Below are 24,969 nucleotides of genomic sequence, written 5' to 3'. Positions count from 1 at the left end.
CAGCTAGATCCGCCAGTAAATCAAGGGAAGCAAAAGTAGTTGACAAGAAGACAGGCTATGAGTAAGGGGGGGCAGAGTTCAATAAAGTTCTCATGACACATTGCCAGCGGCTGCTGAAATCTCCACCGCTTGAATATAGTTGCCCGATCGGCAAACGTGTGGTCCCGATCGCGCATTGACACCTTTTTTATCAGCTGGCAAGCGTGTACAAAAGTTTCAGCTCCGGTTTGCTGGCTGACCAGTCGGTGTCTTCCGCTATTTTCAACCGTGATAATTTCCGCGAGTGAGTCGTTCATGGATCTAGGACTTGAGGGTCAGGTGATCGTCGTCACCGGTGGTGCCAGCGGTATTGGTTTGGCCACCATCCGCCTGCTCAGCGAAGAAAAAGCCATTCCGGTCTGTTTTGATTTGCAGGCTCCGCCGGCGGATAGCGGCTGTGCCAGCTGGCAAGTCGACATCACCGATTTGCCTTCCGTTTCGGCCGCCTATGAGAGTCTCGCCAGCGACTTCGGCACCCCGGTTGGACTCGTGCACGCGGCAGCCATTGGTTCGGGAAAATTTGGTTTCCCCTTCAGCCGTTTGGAGCCTGACGACTGGCGCAAAGTACTCGAGGTAAACGTGATGGGGATGACCAACGTTGCTCATGTCTTCGGCCCCGCACTGCAAACGGCTGGGCGGGGGGCGATCGTTTTTATCGCCAGCATCTCGGGGCAGATCGGGTCGCAAACAGACCCGCCTTACAGTGCTTCCAAGGCGGCCAACATTAACTTTGCCCAGTGTCTCGCTAAGGACTTGGCGGCAGCATCGGTCCGCGTCAATAGCGTCTGTCCCGGGATGGTGCAAACGCCGCTGAACCGCAGTGTCTGGCAAGCTTGGCATGACTCGCAAGCCGCCGATCAACGGTTGTCCTACGAGGAGTGGGCGGGGGCTAAGATTAAGGCCGCCGTGCCGCTGGGGCGTTGGCAACAACCCCGCGACGTGGCCAACATGATCGTCTTTCTGCTGAGCGACCGCTGCAGCGAAGTCACCGGCCAAACAATCAACGTGGACGGCGGCTTCGTAATGCACTGCTAACGCTTGGCAACCGAACCTTTAGCCGACGGGCCCGCCTGCTTGAGTGCTTCGAGTACCTCCTGCTGGTTGACTAAATCGCGGAGCACGATGGGGTCATTGGGCCGGCCACCTGGGTAGATCGCCAACACGGGTATCGAGTTGCTGTTGAGCTCGCTCAATTTGTCGCGAATCTCATCGTTGTGATCGGTCCAGTCAGCCAACATGGGGACCGCGCCGAGTTCTTCCAACATCTCAGCTGTCTCTTCCGTGTTCAACGCGCGATTGTAATTGACAATACAGTTGACACACCACTTGGCGGTAAAATCGACCATCACGGTACGACCCTCTGCTTGTAACTGTGCCAAACGTTGTTCGCTGTATGGTTCCCATGGCATTTTCTCAGCGCCGGGGATTAGCAGGCGAAAGGCCAAAAAGCCAACCAGCAAAGCCGTGGTAATGCCACCGGTCCAGGCGGTGAACCGCTGGTGAAATGGTTTCCAGTTCGGCACTTGGCCAATCCACCAACATCCAAACCAAGTACCGATCAGGGTGACAAACACGAAGACTCGGTATTGATCGGAGAACCCGGCAAACAGGAAGGCCACGGTTCCCAGCAGCACGAATGCCATTAGTTGTTTAAGCGTCTCCATCCAGGGGCCCGGTTTGGGCAGCCAATAAACCAAGTGTGGCATCAGGCCGATGATGATGTAAGGCAGAGCCATGCCCAATCCGACTGTGGTAAAAATTAACCAAGTCACCACTGGCGAGGCGGCCAGCGTGAAACCGAACACGGCTCCCAGCAACGGACCGCTGCATGGGGTGGCCAATAAGGTGGTGAAAATGCCTTTGAAGAAAGCGCCCGCGGGCCCCTCTTTTTTCTGCAACTGTTGCGATGCTTTTCCGGAAGCAAAACCTGGTAAGGGAATTTCCCAGACTCCCAGAAAGCTCAACGCCATCGCAAATACCAGCAACGTTAAGCCTAAGCGGAATTGCCAGTAGGTAAATTGCTGGCCCCATGAAAAGGAGTCGCCGCTGGCAACCTTCACGGCAATGGCAATTCCGGCCAACAGCCAGAAGACACTCAACAGACCAAAGGAATACCACATATTGTGACTGAAGATTTTGCGCTGGTCGTCACCAGCCGTATCGACCAACGCCATCAGTTTCAGGCCGACGACTGGCAGCACGCAAGGCATCAGGTTGAGGATCAACCCGCCGATCAACGCCATGCCGAGAATCACGCCGAGCGACGATTCCTGATTCCCAGATCCGCCCTGCAGTTTACTGGCGTCTTTGCTCTCCTCGCCGTTTGGATTGCTAACCCATTTGGTTTCGCCCGCCAGCTCCAGAACTTTACCGTAGGAAGCTTTCTCAAACGCTAATGGTTCAGCCTGGTCACTGATCGCTGAACCAACTTGCAGCGTGCCGGAAAATTCAAACGCTTGCGGCATGCGGCAACTGGAATCCGTACAAGCCTGATAGACCACCGCACCGCCAATCTCATATTCGCCAGCAGCGGCATCGGCTGGAATGGTGAGGGGAATCGTCCAGGTCACTTCACCTTCATGATAGGCTACTGGGTCAACGCTGCCCCCCTTGGCATCGACGATCGGCTCGGTTGAAGCCTGCGGTGCTTCGGCACGCAGTCCAGCCAGACGCGTCATCACAAAGTTGGTGGAGTTTAACTCGGCATTGGTGACCGCTTTGTAGACATGAAAGGTTTCATCGGGAGTGGCGGTCAATTGCAGTTTTACCTGCTCGCCAGGTGCCGCTGTGCCAGGCACCAGTGATCCTTTCCAAGCGACAACACCTTGCTTCGCGCGATAGGTCCCCGATGCGGCGGGAGCCGGGTAAGTGCCCGCGAACTTGGCTAGATAAGTGTCCGCCAAGGGGACGCATGAGCCATCGGTGCGACAAGTGAGGCCTTCTAGATCAACTTTAATCTCGACGGTCTTGCTAGCCGTTGGATCCGCAAATTGGATGGGGGCCGACCAAGTCACCGTGCCGGAGTGTTCTTCGACCGGCAAGTCTTCCCAGACATCTGAAATCGTTTTATGGGGCTGTTGGTCTGGAACGAACGGTCCCAGTAAGCTGACCCCTTCCGGCTCCGAGACTTTGATCGTCGTTCTGGTCGGGCCACCCTTCTGCTGAGTCAGCGAATAAATGTGCCACTGGGGAGCCAACCGCGCGGTGACTCTCAAACGGCCGCGATCGGTTCCTTCGGCAACCTCAAACGAGGTGTCGATGCCAATCGGGTTGTCGTTGCTCAACCCGTCTTGCGGAGCGAGGGGGTCGAAGGCGTTGAATTCATTAAAGAAAGCATCTTGCCCCAACGCTTGAGTGCCCCCCAAACTGCCGCCGGTAACTAACGCGGCGAGGGCCACCATGAAGACAGACAGCTGGCTGCCAAGGTATTTCCGCCTACCAGCGGCAGGAGGTCTGTGAGCACCAATTGAGAGCATTGCTTTCGACGCCTTCCGACTAAAGTGACTGGATAACCAGCTGAATTTTAGGGTTTTCATCAATTTGAGGTCAATCATATCATATCGGACCAGATGTTCAGGCGTGAAGCAACCAACCTGCTCCAGCCAAACATCCGTTGCCATACCATTGCTTCAGGGCCTGGAAAGTCGCGATGCTCGATTAACAACCAATGCACCCAGTTTCCCAAGTTAATTAGTGGCGAGCAGGCGACCAAACAGCGGGTTAATTCCACTTCCTGCTGGTTGAATGGACGGATCGCCCCATAAGCCGCCAGCAGACGCTGCCAAATCTCTGGCTCGCGTTGCTGCCAATCGGCCCCTTGATAGATTAATTCTAAGCTGCTGAGCAAGCGTGATAAGTCGACTGCGGCGGAGTCCACCCTGACGGCGTCAAAATCAACCAGCGACACTAAGTTTCCATCGCGAAACAGACAGTTGCCAAGATGGAGGTCTCCCAACACGTGGCACTGAGGTACTAGTATTTCGCTCCAAGATCGTAACTGGTTCAGCAACTCAACACGTTGCCGCATCCAGCCCAACTGCCAAACTTGCAACGCGGTCAAGGCTTGGCGTTCCAGCAGCGGCGATAACTGTCGCCGCCGCAGCTGTTCTCCGAGGATCAATCTCCTTTGGTCGGGCGGCCCCACGCGGGCGAACGTGTCGTCGAGCCATTCGATACGCTCCCGGCGCGCGAGAATGGCTGGTGAAGGGGCGCTCGCCTGCGCGCTCGCCAAAAAGCTGGTTGATTCGCCTGCTTCCGCCGCTTGAGAAAATTCGGCAGCAGCTTGGGCAACTTGCTCGGCCGGTTGTAGTAGTTCCTGATCAGGCTTTAGCTCCGTTCCCTCGACCCACTGGCAACAATCCCAGCCAACCTGGTCGAACCAAATCCAGCCAGCCATGTGCCGTCTGTTTGACGCTACTGTTTGCCGTGTTTCCGACGCAGGAAAATATTGGGACCTTGCTGCGGGGATCAATGGAAAATGTGCCGCTCGAACCCGCTGTAGGACCTTAAAGATAAACTCCAAGCGAGGTTGCGATACGCTGGCACCCCAGCGCTTGAGCGCCCAAACTGAACCATCCACGCAGCCGACGCGCCAAACTTGCGATCCACTGAGTCCACCTGAGATAGTGACAACCTCTATAATTTCACCAGGTGCGAACCACCACTGGGAAACTGCCGCTGGGATCGTGATGCCGGACACGTTGCGCACTAGCTGCTGGGTGACCGAAATTGGCTGACCAGTTGGTGAGCCAATTCACCCCAGTGTCGAGTCTCACCCTGCAGCCAGATAATGCGGTTTGTTGAGTCGATGCATTCCAGCCCAATCCAGAGCGTTTCCTCAGGCAGTACGTTGACGACTCGATCAGCCCACTCAATCAAGCTGAGGTTATCCTGAGCACCAATGAATTCATCGACCCCCAGCTCCAGAAATTCGTCATCATCCACGATGCGATAGGCATCCAAATGATGTATCAAGCGTTCGTCAATCGGATAACTTTTTATCAAGGAAAAAGTTGGGCTGGTGATCTCGTCACGGGCAATTCCAGCGGCCGAGATGATGGCTTGGGCCAGCCGGGTCTTGCCGGCACCTAAGGTGCCGACCAAGCCCACGCAGCTGTCGCTGGGAAGCATGCGAAACAATAATTCCCCCAGTCGATCAGTATCGTCCAGTGAGGAGAGTTGCCAATTCGCCAATGTGGTATAAGTCGATTTCACGAGCGGCGTCCATGAATAAAGCCGCGTGGACTGAGCCTTTCCAGTTGGCTGGATGCCTTCTGCTGGCCTGGCTTGGCTTTGGCCGCCGTCTGCGGTTTGCCGGCTGATTCAGTGTCCAGCGGCTTTCGCGCCCACAGCCCAGTCCGCCCGGTAAAAGTACCCAAGCGGGTCAGCGGCACATCGAAGTTCATCGCCAACAGCCTGTCAACTTCAGTGGGTGGGATTGCCAAGATTAACTCAAAATCCTCGCCGTCACCCCAAGCATGTTCGACCGCTGTTTGGCCATCCTGCTCCGCTAAGCGGTAGGCGTCTGCGTGCAGCGGGATCGCTGATAATTCAAACTCCGCTCCCACGCCGCTGGCGGCACAGAGACGATCAAGATCGAGGGAAAGACCATCGCTGACATCGATCGCGGCGTGCACGTTGAACGCTTCGGCAATTTGCAAAGCGGCATGCAGACGAGGAGTGGGAGTTAAATGTCTGCCCAAGATGCTGCCTCCGAATGCGCCGGTGACCACGATCGCATCTCCCTCTTTAGCTCCGCTCCGCAGCCAGCGTCGCTGCTGAGGAACTGTGCCGAGCACGGTGACGGCAATCGCCAGGGGGCCATCATAAACGGTGATGTCACCGCCGCTGATCGACAAATTATATTCGTGGGCTACCGCCAAAATGCCTTCGTAGACGCCAGCCGCAAGCTGCGTCGCATCGGATGTGGGTAACGATAAATTTACTAGCAGCGTGGTGGGGGTGGCGGCCATCGCAGCCATGTCACTCAAGTTGATCAAGACTGCCTTGCGGCCAATGTCGGCGGCAGCATGCTGGGAGCTCAAGAAATCAACGCCGTCAACAATTTGATCGGTGCACACCACCAATGATTCACCAGCGGTCGGCAGTTGCAGGATCGCCGCGTCATCACCGATCCCCACCTCAACTTGTGGAAGCGATGCGCACCGCCCCCGTAGCCAAGCGATAAAACTCTGTTCCATGGATCGATTGCTTTGCGGAGAGTAATGTGGGGAAAAAGCTGCCGAATTCAGAAACTGCTCGAATCGCCGACTTGAGTACGAATGTTTTAGCGGAAATTAAGCCGCGTTGTCATCCTCCCCTAAAGTGATCATGACCGGAATCGCTTCACCAACTCGTAGCACCGACAATCGCACTTGCTGGCCCGGTGCCAGGGTCTCAATCACGCTCATCAGATCGTCCAGGGTGCTGACCGGTTTCCCCTCAACGGCCAAAATTTGGTCGGCATACTCATAGTCGACGCGTCGTTGTTCGCCGAAATAAGTTCGCTGCCGGACGATCCGAACCCCGCGAAGACCGGCATTGTCGGCCGGCCCGCCCGGCAAGACTTGACCAATCAACAGGCCATCATCGAGCTGAATGTAGGCGGCGATACCGAGCGAGGGCCGCACTACGCGGCCATCGCGAATCAGCAGTGCCGAGACACGGCGGATCGTGTCGGCCGGAATTGCAAATCCAACGCCGGTGTTGCCGCCCGTGGTGGTCGCGATGGCGGTGTTCATGCCGATCAAGAGCCCCCGGCTGTCGAGCAGTGGTCCTCCCGAATTGCCCCGGTTTAAAGCAGCGTCGACCTGGATCAACGACTTCAGCACGCGATGATTGTGAGACGGCATCTTTCGTCCCAAACCGCTGACAACACCCACTGTCATGGTCCGTTCGAGGCCGTAAGGGCTGCCGATTGCATACACGCTCTGTCCCACAACCAGCTCCTTTGATGTGCCAATTTCGACCGGAAACAGCAGTTCTTGTGGGGCGTCAATTTTTAAGACGGCCATGTCGTTGGGGGGATCCTGGCCGACCAGCTGGGCTTCAAATTGTTCACCATTAAAGATCGTCACCGTTAGGCGGTCGGCCCCCTCAATCACATGGTAATTCGTTAATACATGTCCACTTTTGTCCAATATCGAGCCGCTGCCACTGCCCTCCTGTTGCGAAGCTGTCTGAAAAAAACGGTCCATCTGGATTGCTTCGGTCGAGATGTGGACAACCGAACGATAATTGCTTTGGTAAACCGCAATGTTGCGTTTTTCGCCCGCCGTCAGATAATCCTCGCCATCAATCCCCAGTTGCTGATCCGGCAGGGGGGTTGAGGTTAAAGCGGTTCCGCCAGCCGATGATGGCTGTTTATCGGCAGAAAATGGGGCAGGTTCTGAGGCAGGTTCTGAGGCAGGTTCTGAGGCAGGTTCTTTTGGTTGTTGATCGGTGGTTAATCGATTCCCCGGTTGATTGCCGCCAGTGGCAGCAGCGGAGTCGTTCGCCGCAGGCAGCGTTTGAAAAATCAAATAGCTAGTCACGCCAGCTGATCCGGCGGCGGTGATAAACAACAGGATGGCGATCGTCACTGGCAACTTCATTGGTTCGTTCGCTCGTGATCGTGTTGGTGGATGGAACAGGCGGTATGCCAAGTAGGCGAAACTGAAATAACAGAATACATCGCTGCAAATCTCGCGCTCAACATGGATTTCAAACCAAGCATTTCACATGATTGGTTTTTCCCTCACAGGCGGATCAACCCTGAAGGTAAGGCTAATCGCCCTCCAATTGGCTAATCATTCATGTTTAACCAACCGGCAAGGTAGCGAGGGCAAACTGCGTCAGCCGATAAGAAAACCCAGCGGGTAGGTTTGGTTCCCACTCTAATTATCGGGAACGCCCCCAGGCCTGCCGGTCAATTATTTACCCACCTCACTTCATCATTCATTTCCGCCTTGCCAGCGACCGCGCCCGCGGTCTTCGGAACTTTTGCCGGTAAGGGGTCAGGAGGACCTTCAGATGACACGTTCACTATGTAAATGGCTCGCTTCGTTCGCCCTGATTGCGGCGCCGACCATGGCCAGCGCCCAAACGTTGATCGGCCAGTCTCGCTTGGCCCCGGTGGCACTCGAAGCACGTTGCCGATTTGCTGACAGCATGCTTGATGGTCCCTTCTACTTGGCCTCCCTTGGTTCGGACCCCTTGCACACGTTGGTGCTCGAGCAAGATCTGACGGTCGACAAGGTTGTGGAAATTGAAGCTGAGGTTGCGGAGGCTGGTGCGAAAGTAAATTCAGCGCTGGTCGAACCCCCCTCGATTGCCGCAAAATCGCACTTCTGCCCCTACGCTGAATTGGCTGCCGCAGAGCCGCTCGATGCGGATTTCAGCGAAACCCCAATTGTAGACCGCGATCCGCGAGTCGCACTTTTTCGCGCCCCCGGATTGCCAGACCGGCCACTGGCTACAGAGTCACATCCCGCCGACTTGCCGCAATCAAGCGGTTTGCCTCTATACAGCTGCGCGCCTGAATATATTGCTGAGCCCGAATACAGTTGTGAGCCCGAATACAGTTGTGAGTTAGATTACCGTTGCGGGTTCGAATTCGACTGCATGCCTGAGTACAGCAGCGGGCCGAAAGCACGCATTTCAGCAACCAACGACTTGGTCGTCGTGCCAGCTGCCCCCGAAGTTCCCGCGCCGGCGAGTTTGCAGCGCAATCCGCTGGTCGGTTCGTCTCCCACGATCACGTTGTTGCAAGAAGAATATCGCGCTTACGATTACACCCAGCCGCCAGTGGTGCGGATTGATTTGCTCGGAGTTCGCGTGCCAAAGTCGTGTCAGTTGGCATCCGCTCCAGTTGCCAGCGAAACGCCGCCTGTCGAGCAGCATGTGGTGGCGGAACTCCATGTGCCTGTAACCTGTTGGATCGATTCGTTAGTATGGACGGGCGAGCGTTGGTTGGCCAACAACGGCCCCCTGCGACCGTGGCTTGATGCCAGGTTGTGGGGCGAGCAGTTGGCCGAGTTGTCAACTGAAGCGGTGACTTCGGTGGCAGATTGGGCTCGTCCCGCCTTGCCGATCTTGACGCATTCCTTAACACCGCAAGCACCTCTGCCGGCCGCTCCGCAGCCACAATTTCAAGTCAGCGAATTGACGATGGCGGCGGCCGTTTTGCATTCGGCAGCCGGTGAACTCGAATCCCTCGCTGATAGCCTAAGACGTTGGGGCAATTCACTGCATCGCGTAGCCCGGGCCGAGCAACCAATCCAGCAACGCTAATGCCAATGTAGAGTGATTGTCCCCAATCGCTTGCTTTACCGCAATGCATTAAAGAGGCAAAGCCGCTTTGATGCATTGCGTGCGCTGGTGTCTAGCATTTAGGCGATTCGGCGCAGGAACTGGCCGGCTAAAGCCGGTACACCAGCATGCGCTGGTGACGAACCAAAGGGGGCACGCAATCAGAGCGAATTATTCAGAGTTGGCCGTGCCCGTTTGCTCCAAGACCGGTTGGTTGGGTTGCTCCTTTTCTGTAGAGACGTTGACCGTTGGTCCCGGCAACGGTTTGCGGGGCAACATCTCATCACGCATCGCCGTGTGATAGACGAAAGTCGCCATAATAATCGAGGCCTGTTTGACATCTTCTTCTTGTACCCGTTCGTAAACATCCATGCTCGAATGGTGAGTACGAGTGTCATACTCGACTTCATCTTGGATAAATTGAAATCCTGGAATGCCTATTGAGTCGAAGGATTGGTGATCGGTGCCGCCGGTGTTGCCAGCAGACACGGTGGATGCTCCCATCTCCGCGAACGGTGAAAGCCAAGTCCTGAAGATCGACCTTAGCTGTTCATTTCCTTGCAGGTAGATACCACGGATCGCACCGGTGCCATTATCTAGATTGTAATAGGCGGAAACGCGTCCCTGCTCGGGCTTCAAATGAAATGTCGGGTTCGACCGTTGACGCCGCCCCTCTGTTTCCTCGGACTCCTCATAAACAATCTCTCCGAAATGCTCTCTAACGTATGCGCGCGAGCCCAGCAGACCTTGCTCTTCCCCAGTCCACAGCGCTAGGCGAATCGTTCTGCGTGGCTGCACTTCGATGGCTTTCAGAATCCGCATCGCTTCCATTGCGACTCCGCAGCCGACCGCATTGTCGGTGGCACCGGTGCCAGCTTGCCAAGAATCAAAGTGACCGCCCAGCATCACAATTTCATCTGTTAGGTCAGTCCCGGGGATCTCAGCGATGATATTAAACGTGTTTTGATCGTCTTCGTAGTACTGTGTGAGGATGTCGACTTCGACGGTTGGTGCGAATCCTTTTTGAATCATTCGCACCAGGCGGTTGTAATGCTCCGCAGCCATCACGGCTTGGGGTAAAATCGTGGTCGCTTCCACATTCCAGGGACGCGGCCCCCGACTGAATGGATTTCGCACCGCACCGGTATCCTCGCTCAGCCTGGGCATTGTGACTGCCGAAACAAACACGTTCCCACCATCACCACGCCCCGGTTCGAGCACAACTGCAGCACCTTCAGAATAAGCCAAGTCCCATTTTTCGGCTTGGAGCCGCCGAGCGTTTCTGGGATCGCTCGATGAGCGTCGCAGCGTGGTGGTTGGTGCTTCAGCTGGTTTTGCTTCAGCTGGTTTTGCTTCAGTCGGTTTTGCTTCAGTCGGTTTTGCTTCAGTCGGTTTTGCTTCAGTCGGTTTTGCTTCAGTCGGTTTTGCTTCAGTCGGTTTTGCTTCAGTCGGTTTTGCTTCAGTCGGTTTTGCTTCAGCAGGCTTTTCTTCAGCAGGCGGGCGAGTTGGACGTGAGGGTGTGTTTCTGCGAGCGGCTGGTGGTTTGGCGTTGGCCAATCTCAGCAGGTCTTCAGCAGTTTTCCGAACCGCCGGTGGTTCGAAGTGCGCTTCCAAGTCTCGCGGCGGGCTGATTAACACGATCGCGCGTCCTAACTTGCCACGGTACTTTTCCAGGTCCTCCTCGCTCTGGACATCCATGTAGATCGGAACGCTGCGCACCGTGCGAGCCGTGCTTGGGGACCACGCTTTGGTGTGTGCAATCAGCGGCGCGTACGTCGGTTCGAGCAGGTCGAATGAAGCGCGCTGCAGGGTCCAACCTCTACCGAATGGTCCCCAATCTTCCAGACGCGGGTTTTCAATCCCCCATTCCGCCAGCTGGGCAAGCGTCCACTCGGCGGCTACTTTCGAGTACGGAGAACCAGTTAACCTCGGGCCGTGAACGTCCGTTAGGTAACTGATCGTTTCCATGACTTTGGAATTTTCCAGTCCCTCAGCCTTGATGGCCTCGACCACGTCGGTGTCAAGAAATTCCTCGGGCGTTTGCGAATAGGCTCGCGTGCCTGACATCCCCGTGTAGCAGGCCACCCCCACGTAGATCGACAACAGACAGTAAAAGAGGCGTTTCATACGGCGCACCATGATGCTTAGGCAATAAAGAAGTTTGGACTTGAAGTGCGCGAGCGAGGCGGGGGTCAGCTCCTGCTCGAACTTCACCGGTCGGCATTATGACCGCTTAGCTGTGGAGATGCCATCAAGTTAGCGAGCGAATAACGAGAGGCTCAAAGAGTCGCGGTTCCCCGTTGTCCCAACAAAAACGATTGCGGTCGCTGGAGCGGTTGCGAGCGCTCGAATCAACACGACGCATTTTGCCCATTGTGACGGCCCGTGAATTGGTTCGCCAGCCAGAGAGAAATTTTCCTATTTTGGAGTAATATTGTGCGAATATTAGGGTTGTTACGGTCCCAATGGTTGAACCCAATTTAGGGCCGGATTAAAGTTTCAAGTTGATTACCCCTTTTCCGGGGGCCGAATTTTTTTCGAAATTTTAAGCGATTATCATGACAGGTTATTCCTTGATCCGACGTTTTCGTGGGGAAAAGTCGCGAGCTCTCTGGGTGCGGCCGAGTCACTCAAGTTCGGCCAAGCAACGACGGGCTCGCTTGGAACAGCTAGTTCAACGCCAGTTGCTAGCGGCAGATTTGACTGGCTTGCAAGCAGTCGAGACGTTGAGTTCGGCCACGAATACGGAGGTAGCGGCTGATATTGATCTGAGCACGCCTCAGCGAACGAAGGCTTGGCTTGAGGCGGCCCGCAGCCAACCGCAGCTTGTAGCTACGCATGACCATTGGTTGTTGAGCTGGTCTGAGGAGCTCGATACGGCTGACCAATACGGTCCTTCCGTGGTGACTTCGATTGAAGCCGCGCCACTGATCCAAGATGCTTTCCTGGTGAGGTTCCAACAAGCCTTCAGCGCTGTGGAAGCCCAGCAACACCTCGGTCTCGCCGAACCGCTTGAGTTGGCCTATCCGCTGATCGCTAGGCAACTCACCACTCGCTCTTTGCCGAATGATGCGTTGTTCCCCGAGCAGTGGCATCTGTTGAACGATGGTTCACAGGCCTTCACGGTGGCTGGGGAAGATGCCAATGTCACGCCCGTATGGGCAGACTACTTGGGTTCTGGCATTGTCGTTTCGGTGATTGATGACGGGCTTGAATATACGCATCCCGATTTGGAAGATCGGTATCGACCGGACTTGAGCTTTGACTACAACGATAATGAGCCCGACCCTTTTGCCAACCCATTCTCCGAACCACATGGAACGGCCGTCGCCGGGGTGATTGCTGCCTCGCATAACAATTCGATCGGAGTCACTGGCGCTGCGCCGTTGAGCGATTTGGCTTTTGTTCGCCTGCTCGGTGCCTCCACCTCCGATTTGCAAGACGCGACGGCATTGAATCATGCTTTGAGCGACGTCGACATCTACAACAACAGCTGGGGGCCGGTCGATTCGGGTCAATTAAATGCGATCGGTCAGCCGGGACCATTAGCCGCAGCAGCCCTGGAAAATGGGGTCCTCAATGGGCGTGGCGGCCTGGGGGTGATTTATGTTTGGGCGGGCGGCAACGGAGCTGAGATCGATGATAACGTTAATTATGATCGCTACGCGAACTCACGTCATACCATCGCGGTCGGCGCTGTAGGGGCGGATGGTTTGCAATCACCTTATAGTGAACCTGGCGCACCGTTGTTGGTTGTTGCTCCATCGAGCAATGACAACCTGGGGATCACAACCACCGATATTTTTGATGTCTTAGGATACAGCACGACGGACTACACCAGTGAATTTGGTGGGACCTCATCGGCAGCGCCCCTCGTTTCTGGCGTGGTCGCCTTAATGCTCGAGGCGAACCCAAATCTATCCTATCGTGACGTTCAGCACGTCTTGGTAAATTCGGCGCGTCAAAACGACCCAGATGACATTGACTGGGAGATGAACGGTGCTGGCAAGCCTGTGAATCATAAGTACGGGTTCGGCACCGTTGATGCAATGGCGGCGGTCGAGTTGGCAGAAACGTGGGAAAACGTCGGCCCCGAAGTCAGCTGGACGACGGGTGTGATCACGACGGACTTGGCGATTCCCGACGATGATGCTGTCGGCGTGAATGTGGACTTTAAAGTGCCCGTGAATTTCCAGTTGGAGTACGTTGAAGTCAAACTGGCGACCACGCACGAATGGTCGGGCGATCTTGTCCTAAATCTCACCAGCCCGGCGGGAACAACTTCGCAGCTAACCGACTTGCGCTTGAATGATGCGGCCGAATTCACCTTCAACAATCCGCTCACTTCGGCGAGGCACTGGGATGAATGGACGTTTGGGGATTGGTCGCTGAACATCTCCGATCAGTTGGCTGTTTTTGAAGGCGATGTGGATGAGATCCAGGTGACCTTGTATGGCCGTGAAATTCAATCCGACGTACCTTTGCTGTCGGTGGCGGATGTATCGGTGCCCGAAAATCGTACCTTCATGGATTTTCTAGTATCGATTCCAGCGCCAATCTCGGAGGATATTACTTTCGCCGTAGATACCATGGATGATACCGCTCAATCGTTCGGTATTTTTGACCAAGACTATGTGGCGATGGACTCGGTGCAGTTCACGATCCCCGCTGGTTCGACCAGCGTCGTTGTGCCGGTTCAACTGATAAACGACACGGTCGAGGAGCCAGATGAGAGTTTTTGGTTGGCTTTGACAGACCCGGTTAACGCACGCGTGCCATTTGACGCCGTGGTGGGAACCATCATCAATGACGACGTTCCCGGCGTCTTTCCCGCGGAGACGTGGGATTTTCTCGCCCCCAAGGGATCGTTGGTAGCCAGGTCGTTAAATAACCTCATCGAGGTTGAAAATGACTTGGACCTGAAATTCCTCACATTCGAGGGACAGCAGGGCATGCCAATCAGTTTTCTAGCCGAACTCAGCAATCAGGACGCGACGTTACGATTAGAACTGTTTGATGAGGTTGGTGATTCGATCGCTGGACCTTGGTTCTCCCCAGGGGCAGGGGCTAGTATCCGGCTCGATGATTTCGTCCTACCCGAAGCAGGCATCCACTCGTTGCGAGTGACAGCCGATTTGGAAACGGACGTTATCATCGACCTCTATTCGGCCACCATCATCGAAGCTTGGGATGGAGACACTTCGATTGCGGCACCACGTGCTTTGGACAGGTCGGTTTTTGGAACGGTCCCATCACGCTTTGCCGTCTTGGGGACGCTCGAGGAGCAACCCCTGGAATTCAATCTTTTGATTGATGAGGCCCCGAATTTCTTCGTCGATATTTCCGAAACGGGAACTCCGCTCGATTTAGTGGATGATGGCGTAGCCCAAATTACAACCACGATCGGCAATAGTTTGATGCCGGCGGGCGATGTGCGAATCAGCAACAACGGGGTGATTGTTTCTGGGACCACCGGTATTCCCAACTATGTCAACAGCCGCATACCCACCAATTCGCTAAATACTTTCTTGGCACCTTTCTGGGATGACCTAACTGACAGTACTGGCAACGTCTATTGGGAAGAGGTTGTTATTGATGACGTTCCCACGTTGATTGTCCAGTGGCAAGATCGTATGCATTTCAACTTGCCCACGGGTGAAGGCGTTACTTTTCAAGCGCAGATTTATCCGGACGACGGAAGTGAGTTAAGGGTCCGTTATGTTTATAATGACATTACCTTCGGCACCGAGACGCTAAACTTCGGTGCGTCTGCTACGATCGGTGCGCAGGTAAACCCTCAGTCGTTCTTCGGGCAGTTCAGTCATAACCAAGTGATTTTTGATGACGGAGAAGTGCTGGAGATCCGCTCGCCGACGGAGGTCGACTCCTATACTCTCGATCTGACGGACGCTGGCAACGAGGAAATTGATATTATTCTTGCCGGTTTAGATGGCACCACCTTCACGAACCTTTCGTTAGAGTTGTATGGCCCGGGCGATTTGCTCTACGCGACCGGCAGCGTCAACCCGGCTAATATTAACGTTGAGAATTACACGATTGGTATTCCCAACTTTCAGGTCACCGCACCCGGTATTTATCGCGTTGAGATCAGCGACACAGCTTACGGTGATTACATGTTGTTGGTGACTCGCTCTGGGGTCTTTGACACGGAAGACAACGATGTCGGCTCGCCGGAGTTACGGAAACTGTCGCCCGTTACGGGTGCCATCGGCGCGCTGGCCGATGAACTGTCAGCGGATCCTGATCCGGTCGACTTCTATGAATTTGAAATGACGGTCGACGACCGAGTAATTCTGGAAACAATGACTCCTTATGATGCCTCCGGTATGCAAATGAGTAATTTGCTCGACCCTAGAATGGAAATCTACGATTCTAAGGATAATTTGCTTGTCGAAGACAGCGGTTCTGCGGCGGATGGGAAGAACGGTCTGATTCGCTTCATCGCGCCGGCTGACGGCACTTATCGAGTTGCCGTGCGGGCGGAGTCAGGCGAAGGTAACTACATCGTGCAGACCTCCGAGTGGGTCAACAATGTCCCCGCTGGTATTTTGTTAGCTCCCAATGTTGTCTTCGAGAACACGGACACCTCCGCGGAACCGTTGCTGATCGGTTCACTTTCAACCGATGATGCGGATGGTTTGGATGAGCATGTATATGAGTTAGTCAGTGGTAAAGGGGATGTCGATAACGGGACCTTTACCATTGTTGGTGATCAACTTTTCCTCAATCAGGGCGAAGAGATCGATTTCGAGGCACAAGATTCATACCTAATCCGTGTGCAATCGACGGACAGCTTTGGCGACACTGTGACCGAAGAACTAAAGATTGATGTGATTAACCGCGGTGAAGTTGAAACGATCATCGTCGGTACCGGGTCGCAGCGAAGTCGCGTTGAACAGGTTACTGTCATCTTTGATTCGGCGGTTGCTATCGATCCGAACGCGTTTGAAGTCACCAAGCGTGGTGTGGATGGCGGTTCGGTCGAGGTTAGCTTTACCACGATGCAGGATGCTGAGAACCGTACCGTAGCCACGTTGAGTTTCGCTGGTGAGTTTTTCGTCAATAATTCGTTAGTTGATGGCAACTACGAACTGCGGGTGGTGGCGGATCAGATCCGCGATTCGCTTGGCAACGATCTGGACGGTGACCGCGATGGTACGCCAGGAGGTGACCTGGTGTTTGGTGCCGAAGCGGCCGATGGTTTCTTCCGCCATTTTGGCGACACCACAGGCGATCGCGTTGTCGATTTGTCAGATTTCTTGCGATTCCGTCAGGCATTCAACTCTGCGGCAGGTGACGTGAATTACTTCGATCCGGTCGACTTTAATGATGATGAGGTGATTAACCTGGTTGATTTCCTTGCCTTCCGGCAGCGATTCGGCACGGAACTCGACTTCGAGTAGGTGGGCTGAATTGCGGAAAGCAGTGAGTCGCTGAAAATTTGGAGGACCGTTCAAACACTCAACTACCACAGCTCGGCGGGCTGTGGTAGTTTTTTGATGGAATCCCAAGTTTTCTACCAACAAAGCAGTTGCATGTCTGTCTCCTCAGATTCTTCAGAGCCGAAACGCGTGCAGGTTTTGGATCAGCCCGATCGAGAATTGACTCCGCGGGTGCTCGTGCTCGGCTTATTGCTATCGATGGTGATGGGAGCGGCTAACGTTTACGTCGGACTGAAAGCTGGCATGACCGTGTCGGCTTCGATTCCGGCCGCCGTGATGGCGATGCTGTTGTTTCGAATGTTGTTTCGCAATTCGACCATCCGCGAAGCCAATCAAGTACAGACTTGTGCTTCGGCCGGTGAGTCACTGGCGGCCGGTATTATTTTTACGATGCCAGCTCTGATCATCATCGGGTTTTGGGATGCTTTCGATTTCTGGACCGTCACGATCGTGGCCTTTACGGGCGGCTTGCTGGGAATCTTGTTTATGATCCCCATGCGACGAGTGTTCGTCGTTGGCAACAAGGACCTAGCTTATCCCGAAGGGGTGGCTTGCGCAGCGGTGCTGCAAGCGGGAGACGCCAGTCGAAACGCGGGCGACTCGCTGGAAACCGATTCCGGTGGTGAGGGTGTGAAACTGTTTTTCGGAGGGTTGCTGGGAGCTGCTTTCAAAGTGGTTGGTGGCTTTCTCGGTTTGATTTCAGGATCGTTGGAGGGGGCCCGCATCGTGGGCACCAAGGTGCTGTATTTCGGTGGTGACCTTTCGCCCATGCTGGTGGCGGTGGGATACATCGTGCGGTTGAATGTGGCCTTGCTGATTTTCATCGGTGGCTCGTTGGCTTGGTTGATCGGAATACCTCTTTTCGGCACCGCGGCGGGGGATGAGCCTGCAGTCGATCAGGCTTATAAGATCTGGAGCGAGCAAGTTCGTTTTGTCGGTGTCGGTGCGATGGTTCTGGGCGGCTTCAGCTCGTTGATCTCGGTGCGGGCCGGGTTGTTAGCCGCCGTTTCCGAATTGTGGAGCGGCCTCCGCGGTACGAAGCGGCAAGAAGATGACCAACAGCGCGATATTCCCTCGCTACTGATTTTGGCCCTAGGCATCGCGTGTACAGCCTTGTTGGCATTGGTGAATTATCATTTCACCGAGCAGATTGGCATCAGCGCCCTGTCAACCAGCGTGATGTTGCTGATGGGCTTCTTCTTCACCGCGGTGGCCAGCTACATCGTGGGACTTGTGGGCAACTCGAACAGCCCCGTATCTGGCATGACGATTACCGCCGTGCTGGTGTCGGGAGGTTTACTTTGGTTGTTCGGCTATGAAGGTATGGAGGCGATGGTGGCAACGCTGGGAATCGCCGCAGTGGTCTGCTGCGTCGCTTGCACCAGTGGTGATGTTTGCAACGACCTAAAAACCGGATCAATCGTCGGTGCCGCGCCACACCGTCAGCAACTGATGCAGATCGCCGGCGTCTTCGTGGCGGCGTTCGTGATGGCACCAATCTTGAATCTGTTGCACAACAACACCGAGGGTGGAATTGGTGGCCGAGAGCTTCCCGCCCCACAAGCTAATTTGTTCGCCCAGTTGGCCCGAGGTTTCTCTGGTGAAGGAGAATTGCCTTGGGACTTGATTGGAATCGGGGTTGGCGTGGGCGCGGTAATCTTGATCGCTGATACCATCTTGAAGGTTCGCCAAGCGAGCTTTCGTCTCTACTTAATGCCGATCGCGGTGGGTATGTACTTGCCTTTTGGCTTGGCTACGCCGATCCTAATCGGTGGTTTGCTTTCCTATTGGCACACGCGAAAAATACCCGCCGAAAAGCATGAAGATACCGTACGTGGCGGTATCCTATTTTCATCCGGCGTGATTGCCGGTGAGGCGTTAACGGCGGTGGGGATTGCCTTATTCGCCGCTGTTGGGATCAGCTCATTAAATTTGCCAATCTCTGATAGTGTCCAGTTTCTGTTCTCCGTAGCCGCCGCGGTGGCTGCCGTTATCGCTTTTCAGATATTCTGTAAGCCTAAACGGCAAGTTTGATTTGATTTGCCGCAGATTTGGCAATAATAACAAGATTAATATTCTCATGTCTTATGGCGGTTTCTTCGCCTTTGTAGGCAGGCGAGGGTAACATCGATACCAATCTCGCATGCTTCCTAGATAACCCAGCTATGCGGATCACAAGTCAAGCTTGTCATGGTAGCGAACAGGGGCTAGTTTATCGACATGCACTATCCACCTTAACAACCATCGCTACCGACGTTTCCTTTGCGAAGGTCTCGTGAACGGTTTCCATCAAGCGTGAACGCGGTCTGCGTCCATGCCTTCTTAAGTTGTTAACACGTGCGTCTTAGAGAAGCCCACGGCTTTTTTGTTGGCTGCCGGTGTCTGATCGCAATGCGTGGTCCACCAATTGGTTGCCTGTTCACACACGTTATCATTTGCATTTTTTTATTGCTCGGAAGAATATGCTAAACTTTTTTCGTCAACAGTCTGGCTCGATAAAGAATGAGTTACTAGCGGGGTTGACGGTCGCCCTTGCATTGGTCCCTGAAGCGATTGCCTTTGCCTTTGTCGCTGGTGTTTCGCCGCTGATTGGCCTCTACTCCGCTTTTTTTATGGGTTTAATCGCCGCGGTCGTTGGCGGACGACCTGGAATGATTTCCGGAGCCACGGGTGCGATGGCGGTGGTCGTGGTTTCCTTGGTCTCCATCCATGGGGTGGAATATTTATTCCCCACCGTGATGCTGTGCGGCTTGTTTCAAATCGTAATTGGCTTGGGGCGGCTGGGAAAACTGATTCGGATGGTTCCCTACTCAGTGATGCTGGGCTTTGTGAATGGGCTGGCGATCGTTATCGGGATGGCGCAACTTGGCAGCTTCCGCACGCTGGGCAGTGACGGGACGCTCGAGTATCTCGGCGGTACTCGCTTGGCCGTGATGATTGCGCTGGTGTTGTTAACCATGGCGATTATCTGGCTTTTACCGAAACTGACGCGAGCGGTGCCCTCCTCGTTGGCGGCTATTTTGGTCGTCACACTGTTGTCGATTGCCATCAATCGCAACCTTGAGCCAGTCAACGGCGAGCAGGCACTGGCGACCGTTGGTGATATGTTGCGGACCAACGCACAAGCGGCTGAGATCAGCAGCATGCGGGCGCTCGAAACACCTTCCGACGCGGTCGCATTGACGAACGTATCGGGCAATGTTGACTTGGCTAGCGACGCGGATACCGCTCAAAATAGTTCGCAGGAATTGTTAGCCTCTGTGAGCCAATCGAGTTCCACGGCGGAGGCCGGGATGAGTGGTTCTTTGCCAATGCCGTTTTTTCTCGAATACGCGATGGTTCCGCTGACGTTCGAGACACTGAAAATCATCTTTCCATTCGCGATTATCCTGTGTGGCGTTGGGTTGATCGAGTCCCTGATGACGTTGTCGTTGATTGATGAAATCACTGACACGCGGGGGCAAGGAAACCGCGAGTGCATTGGTCAGGGCACGGCCAATTTGGTTTGCGGGTTGTTTGGTGGAATGGGAGGTTGCGCGATGATTGGTCAATCGCTGATCAATGTTAATTCGGGTGGGCGAAGTCGGCTTTCTGGAATAACTGCTGCGGTTAGCCTGTTGCTGTTCGTGTTGTTTTTGGCTCCCGTGATTGAGAAAATTCCGATGGCTGCCTTGGTGGGAGTCATGTTTATGGTCGTGATTGGTACCTTTGAGTGGGCCTCGATTAAGATGTTCGAGCGGATGCCTCGGGCTGATATTTTGGTGATGCTGTTGGTGACCGGCTATACCGTATTTATGCACGATCTGGCGACGGCTGTCATTTTGGGAGTTGTAGTTTCAGCGTTGGTGTTCTCATGGAAACACGCCACCCACATTTTCGCTGACGTTAAATATAACGAGTTTGGCAGTAAGATTTATCAGTTGCACGGACCATTGTTCTTTGCCTCGGTGACGTCGTTCCGTGATCTTTTTGACGTGTCAAACGATCCGGAAGATGTCGTCATCGACTTTTACTACACCAGAGTCTATGACCAATCGGGGCTGGAAGCTATCAACAGTTTGACGGAGAAATATTTGAGTTGCGGCAAGCGCTTGCACCTCACTCATCTCAGCGCAGAGTGCCGCACGTTGTTGGATCGCGCTGGCGAGTTGGTCGAAGTGAATGTTTCGGAGGATCCTCATTATCACGTGGCAACTGATCGACTTGGTTAACGCTATGAAGCGTTGCCTGACGCCAAAACCGCTAACGTTTCGCTAGTCGCAATTCTTCATCCTGCCAATATCTCAAATTTGCATCACTCGAGCATTCGACCGGCGAAATAGGCAAGGATGTAGTCAGATGAGTCAAGTAACAGTCAGTAAGTCCAGCAGATTGGCGGATGTGAATGTCACCCGTCCGCGCGTTGATTCTGGTCCGCATGATTCTGGTCCGCATGAGGTAAACCTGGCCTTGCTACAGGCAGCGAGCGGAGCTGCGGCGTCAGCGGGGGAGGAACGCAATCTATACTACGGATGGTACATGCTGCTGATGGCGATGGCTGCGGCGATCGCCAGTGCACCCGGGCAAACCTTTGGTATCTCGATATTTAATGAACCCTTGAGGATTGAGTTAGGGCTTTCACACGGCCAGCTGGGTTTTGCCTATATGCTGGGCACCCTATTGGGAGCCGCGCCGATCATTTGGATTGGGGCTCAGATGGATCGTCGTGGGATCAGGACGACGATGTTGGTTGTGATTTGCCTGTTTAGTATCGCCTGCGTTGCGACCTCGTTTGTCCACAACTGGCTGCAGTTGGTCCTGTGCTTCACCTTTTTGAGAATGTTGGGACCGGGGGCGTTGTCCTTGCTCAGTGGTAACGTGTTGCCATTTTGGTTTTCGCGTCGTTTGGGAACTGTCGAGGGATTTCGCCAAACGGCGATGGCGGTGGCGATGGCAATCATTCCGCCAGTTAACATTTGGTTGGTCGCCAGCTTTGGTTGGAGAACCGCATTTGCAATTTTAGGCGGTGCGGTGTTCTTGTTGTTGTTTCCAGTTTTCTATCGATTCTTTCGCTGCGAACCCTGCGAAGTGGGACAGCAGATTGACGGCGAGCCGAGCAAACCGTCGCCTGCTGTAAAGAGAGATAGCCTCTCGGAAAATCGGAAACGGTCGCTACCTGCTAGCGAGGTTATCACCATCCCACCGCTATCGCTAAAGCAAACCTTCGCGACCAGTGCTTTCTGGTTGGTGCTGGGAGGGACATCCTTGTTCGGCATGATTCAAACCGGGGTGTTTTTCAATCTTGTACCGATTTTCGAGGAAGCAGGCTTAAATGATCAGCATGTCGCGTCGATGTTGATGTTGTTTGCGGTGAGTCTGGCAGTCCATCAAATCGTTGGTGGATGGTTGGCTGATCGTTGTCCGCCTCGCCTGCTGTTAATTGCCGGGATGTTGATCTTTTCTGGCGGCCTCACGCTGCTTTGGCACGCCCATTCAGCAACTTCAATCTTGGCTGCGGGCGTTGTATTAGGGGGCGCTCAGGGAACCTATTTTGCCTCCGCTCAGCCCTTATGGGCGCGCTACTTTGGCCGCCACAATTTGGGGAAACTGCGAGGAATTCAAATGGCAACCAACGTGGCGATTTCCAGTCTTGGTCCGCTGCTGGTGGGATTGTGCCGGGATTTGTCGGGTGGATTTCACCCCGTGCTGTTGCTGTTCATGCTGCTGCCGCTCCCCATGGCGATCGCATCAGGCCTGCTGCGACGACCTTGTAACATTGATCATGAGTGCTAGAAGTCCGCCCAATGGATCGGGGGAAACCCCTATCTTCGGCTTTTTAAATGGCTGAGCTGCATTGTCACCCAAAAGTAGTGCTATGCTTTCAGGCCAGGCAACATTTCATTATGACGACTATGCGGTTCAGTGCAGTTCGTCCGGCGTGTTTCACCCAAACTAAGGCCGCGAATGGCCGCATCGGGAATTTCCTAGTTCTAGACTTCATTAAGAAGCAAGATGGGGTCAGCGTTAATCGAGACTATCAAGTCTGCTGGCCTGCCGAATTTTGGCTGGGGAAGGGTGAATGGGGCTTACTGGAAAGATCATCTTAGGGTTAACGCTGATTGCGGGGGCCGTGGTTGCTGTGGCAATCTGCAGTCGCAGTTTTCCGCTGCAATGTGTTGCCGTGTTGATTGGAGTCGCAGCCAGTCTGCTGCTGTTCCAAGCAATCAAGTGGTCGGTTGCCAAACCGATGCAGCAACTGATCCATGCCACCAATGAATTCGGCAAAGGGAACTTTGACTATCGGCTCGTCAATCAGCGGGAAGATGAGTTCGGAGACTTATCGAAAGCGTTAAATCGGCTAGGTGAGGATCTTGGCTGTTATCACCAGAAGATTCTGCAAGCGATAGCTGAACGTCAAGTTGCTCAAGATGAAGCTCGCGAAGCGAATGAATTCTTAGAAGCCGGATTACAGCAGTGCCCTTCGGGTATTTTGATAGCAGATGCGAACACTCTAGAAGTTCGTTTCAGAAACCGGGCGGCGATCGCTCTCTACGGTCACGAGCTGTCGACCGACGTCTCTTCGCGGCTTGTCGATATTCGTGACTGGCGACTGTATTTGGCTGACGGTACGGAGTGCCCCACCGAGCAACTGCCGTTAACGCGAGCCGTGCGCTTCGGCGAAGCGGTACGAGACGAAGAGTTTATACTCCGCGACGTGGAGGGCCAAACACGCTGGATCAGCACGAATGCGGCGCCGTTGCGGGATATTCATGGAGTGATCACGGCGGGTATTTTGGTGATGCATGACATCACGGACCGCAAGCAGATGATGCAGCAAATTGAGCAAATCGCTTTTCATGATACGCTGACGGGGTTGCCCAATCGCGCGTCGATCCTCCGCTCCATCCAGCACGCGATTGACCGTCGGGATGGCAACTACTTTGCTTTGCTGTTCATGGACTTTGATCGCTTTAAATTGATCAACGATAGCCTTGGTCACGAGGTGGGCGACGAACTGTTACAAGAGATTGCCAACCGAATCCGCGGATCTTTGCGAACAACTGACCGGATCATGATCCCGGCACGTCTGGGAGGTGATGAATTTGTCGTGTTGTTGGATGACCTAGCCAGTTTAGATGATGCCACGACGATCGCGCAGCGTTTGCTCGATAATTTATCTGCCAGCTATAATCTGCGAGGGCAAATTGTTCATTCGACAGCCAGCATTGGACTCGTAACTAGCGATCATGAATTTGAGTTTGCCAGCGAAATGCTCCGTGATGCCGACTTGGCAATGTATCAAGCTAAGGCGGATGGCAAGGCGAGATTCACGCTCTTTGATGCGGCACTTCGAGAGCAAGTGAAAGCTCGACTACGACTCGAGAACGAAATGCGCGAGGGGCTGGAGCGAGACGAGTTTGTCGTAGATTTCCAACCGATTGTCTGCCTGGAGTCTGGCGAAATCAAGGGAGCTGAGGCTCTGGCCAGATGGGCGCATCCAGAGCGCGGCCGCTTGGGCGCCAATGTGTTCATTCCTGTGGCTGAAGAAACAGGTATGATCGTCACAATTGGAGATCGCATTATCAATGAAGCTTGCCGTCAATTGGCCCGTTGGCAGCGAGCTTATCCGGAAATGAAGACGCCACTCTGCGTCAACGTTAACGTTTCCCGGCTACAGTTGTTGCTTCCCGATTTGCTCAACATCGTTCAGCAAGCATTGAGTGAGCACGAGATCCCTCCCGGCTGCCTGCATTTGGAGGTAACAGAGGCGTCCATCATGGATAACCCCGAAAAAGTTATTGATCGACTTCATCGCCTCAAGGAAATTGGCGTGAAGATCAGCATCGACGACTTCGGCTCAGGTTATTCCTCGCTGGCTTGCCTGCACGAGTTCCCAGTCGACTGTTTGAAGGTCGACCGATCGTTCATCAGCAAGGTGAAAGACACGCCTGAACTAAACGCCTTGCTGACCGCTCTGTTAACGATGGCCGACCAGTTGCGTTTACGAGTGGTGGCCGAGGGGATCGAAGACCTCGACCAATTGACGATGTTGCGGGCCATGGGGTGTCAGTACGGACAAGGGTTTGTGTTCGCAAACGCCGTTGACTCGGACCAATTCCAAGCATTGCTGGGGCAACGCTTTAATTTGGCCAGTCCCAGCCAGCGGCTGCCTCCCCTCGATCACGCATTTGTCTCTTGA

General features: G+C 54.3%; 13 protein-coding genes. 7 read left to right on the top strand and 6 right to left on the bottom strand.

The annotated features are described in order from the left end of the window. The first annotated feature begins 294 nt into the window (after positions 1-294). A complete protein-coding gene (locus SH139x_RS16785; RefSeq protein WP_488350926.1) occupies positions 295-1,074 on the top strand; it encodes an SDR family NAD(P)-dependent oxidoreductase in 780 nt (259 codons plus the stop codon). Here the strand turns inward: SH139x_RS16785 and SH139x_RS16780 are convergent. From SH139x_RS16780 to SH139x_RS16760, 5 genes are all read right to left on the bottom strand, one after another. Then, a complete protein-coding gene (locus SH139x_RS16780) occupies positions 1,071-3,515 on the bottom strand; it encodes a cytochrome c biogenesis protein CcdA (RefSeq protein WP_488350925.1) in 2,445 nt (814 codons plus the stop codon). The genes SH139x_RS16785 and SH139x_RS16780 overlap by 4 nt on opposite strands. Before the next feature lie 74 nt (positions 3,516-3,589). Continuing rightward, the gene (locus tag SH139x_RS16775) at positions 3,590-4,738 is read right to left on the bottom strand and encodes a phosphotransferase (RefSeq protein ID WP_488350924.1); all 1,149 of its coding nucleotides are present in this window, start codon (positions 4,736-4,738) and stop codon (positions 3,590-3,592) included. Between the two features lie 8 nt (positions 4,739-4,746). Next, positions 4,747-5,253, bottom strand: a complete 507-nt coding sequence (tsaE, locus tag SH139x_RS16770) for a tRNA (adenosine(37)-N6)-threonylcarbamoyltransferase complex ATPase subunit type 1 TsaE (protein ID WP_488350923.1) — start codon at positions 5,251-5,253, stop codon at positions 4,747-4,749. Then, positions 5,250-6,239, bottom strand: coding sequence for a thiamine-phosphate kinase (locus tag SH139x_RS16765; protein WP_488350922.1), 990 nt, complete (start codon positions 6,237-6,239; stop codon positions 5,250-5,252). The genes tsaE and SH139x_RS16765 overlap by 4 nt, the downstream gene beginning before the upstream one ends. 96 nt (positions 6,240-6,335) lie before the next feature. Beyond that, entirely contained in the window at positions 6,336-7,631 is a 1,296-nt protein-coding gene (locus SH139x_RS16760) for a S1C family serine protease (protein ID WP_488350921.1), read from the bottom strand. Positions 7,632-8,049: 418 nt separating this feature from the next. Here SH139x_RS16760 and SH139x_RS16755 point away from each other — a divergent pair, with 418 nt between their 5' ends. Further along, positions 8,050-9,309 carry a hypothetical protein gene (locus SH139x_RS16755; protein ID WP_488350920.1) on the top strand — a complete coding sequence of 420 codons (1,260 nt, stop codon included), beginning with the start codon at positions 8,050-8,052 and terminating at the stop codon, positions 9,307-9,309. Between the two features lie 189 nt (positions 9,310-9,498). Here SH139x_RS16755 and SH139x_RS16750 read toward each other — a convergent pair whose 3' ends face one another. Next, positions 9,499-11,466 (bottom strand): M28 family peptidase, encoded by a 1,968-nt coding sequence (locus SH139x_RS16750; protein WP_488350919.1) that lies wholly within the window; start codon positions 11,464-11,466, stop codon positions 9,499-9,501. Positions 11,467-11,885: 419 nt separating this feature from the next. On the opposite strand from SH139x_RS16750, the gene SH139x_RS16745 reads away from it, so the two are divergent. The 5 genes from SH139x_RS16745 (at position 11,886) to SH139x_RS16725 (ending at position 24,969) form a co-directional block, all read left to right on the top strand. After that, positions 11,886-16,751, top strand: coding sequence for a S8 family serine peptidase (locus tag SH139x_RS16745; protein ID WP_488350918.1), 4,866 nt, complete (start codon positions 11,886-11,888; stop codon positions 16,749-16,751). Positions 16,752-16,883: 132 nt separating this feature from the next. Beyond that, positions 16,884-18,824 (top strand): OPT family oligopeptide transporter, encoded by a 1,941-nt coding sequence (locus SH139x_RS16740; RefSeq protein WP_488350917.1) that lies wholly within the window; start codon positions 16,884-16,886, stop codon positions 18,822-18,824. A gap of 428 nt (positions 18,825-19,252) precedes the next feature. Further along, positions 19,253-21,001, top strand: a complete 1,749-nt coding sequence (locus tag SH139x_RS16735; RefSeq protein WP_488350916.1) for a SulP family inorganic anion transporter — start codon at positions 19,253-19,255, stop codon at positions 20,999-21,001. Between the two features lie 127 nt (positions 21,002-21,128). Further along, on the top strand, positions 21,129-22,562 hold the full coding sequence (locus tag SH139x_RS16730) for an MFS transporter (RefSeq protein ID WP_488350915.1): 1,434 nt from the start codon (positions 21,129-21,131) through the stop codon (positions 22,560-22,562). A 286-nt stretch (positions 22,563-22,848) separates the two neighbouring features. Then, the gene (locus tag SH139x_RS16725; protein WP_488350914.1) at positions 22,849-24,969 is read left to right on the top strand and encodes a putative bifunctional diguanylate cyclase/phosphodiesterase; all 2,121 of its coding nucleotides are present in this window, start codon (positions 22,849-22,851) and stop codon (positions 24,967-24,969) included.

Origin of the sequence: Kothea flammea (assembly GCF_052161645.1) — a bacterium.
Taxonomy (GTDB): Bacteria; Planctomycetota; Planctomycetia; order Pirellulales; family Pirellulaceae; genus Laterigemmans.
The sequence above is the reverse complement of the archived record's forward strand: the minus strand, read 5'-3'. Positions and strand labels throughout refer to the sequence as shown.

Coding starts and splice junctions, on each gene's coding strand:
- SH139x_RS16725 (WP_488350914.1), top strand. CDS start 22,849: ATGGGGCTTACTGGAAAGATCATCTTAGGGTTAACGCTGATTGCGGGG.
- SH139x_RS16785 (WP_488350926.1), top strand. CDS start 295: ATGGATCTAGGACTTGAGGGTCAGGTGATCGTCGTCACCGGTGGTGCC.
- SH139x_RS16760 (WP_488350921.1), bottom strand. CDS start 7,631: ATGAAGTTGCCAGTGACGATCGCCATCCTGTTGTTTATCACCGCCGCC.
- SH139x_RS16750 (WP_488350919.1), bottom strand. CDS start 11,466: ATGGTGCGCCGTATGAAACGCCTCTTTTACTGTCTGTTGTCGATCTAC.
- SH139x_RS16780 (WP_488350925.1), bottom strand. CDS start 3,515: ATGCTCTCAATTGGTGCTCACAGACCTCCTGCCGCTGGTAGGCGGAAA.
- SH139x_RS16740 (WP_488350917.1), top strand. CDS start 16,884: ATGTCTGTCTCCTCAGATTCTTCAGAGCCGAAACGCGTGCAGGTTTTG.
- SH139x_RS16755 (WP_488350920.1), top strand. CDS start 8,050: ATGACACGTTCACTATGTAAATGGCTCGCTTCGTTCGCCCTGATTGCG.
- SH139x_RS16735 (WP_488350916.1), top strand. CDS start 19,253: ATGCTAAACTTTTTTCGTCAACAGTCTGGCTCGATAAAGAATGAGTTA.
- SH139x_RS16765 (WP_488350922.1), bottom strand. CDS start 6,239: ATGGAACAGAGTTTTATCGCTTGGCTACGGGGGCGGTGCGCATCGCTT.
- SH139x_RS16745 (WP_488350918.1), top strand. CDS start 11,886: ATGACAGGTTATTCCTTGATCCGACGTTTTCGTGGGGAAAAGTCGCGA.
- SH139x_RS16730 (WP_488350915.1), top strand. CDS start 21,129: ATGAGTCAAGTAACAGTCAGTAAGTCCAGCAGATTGGCGGATGTGAAT.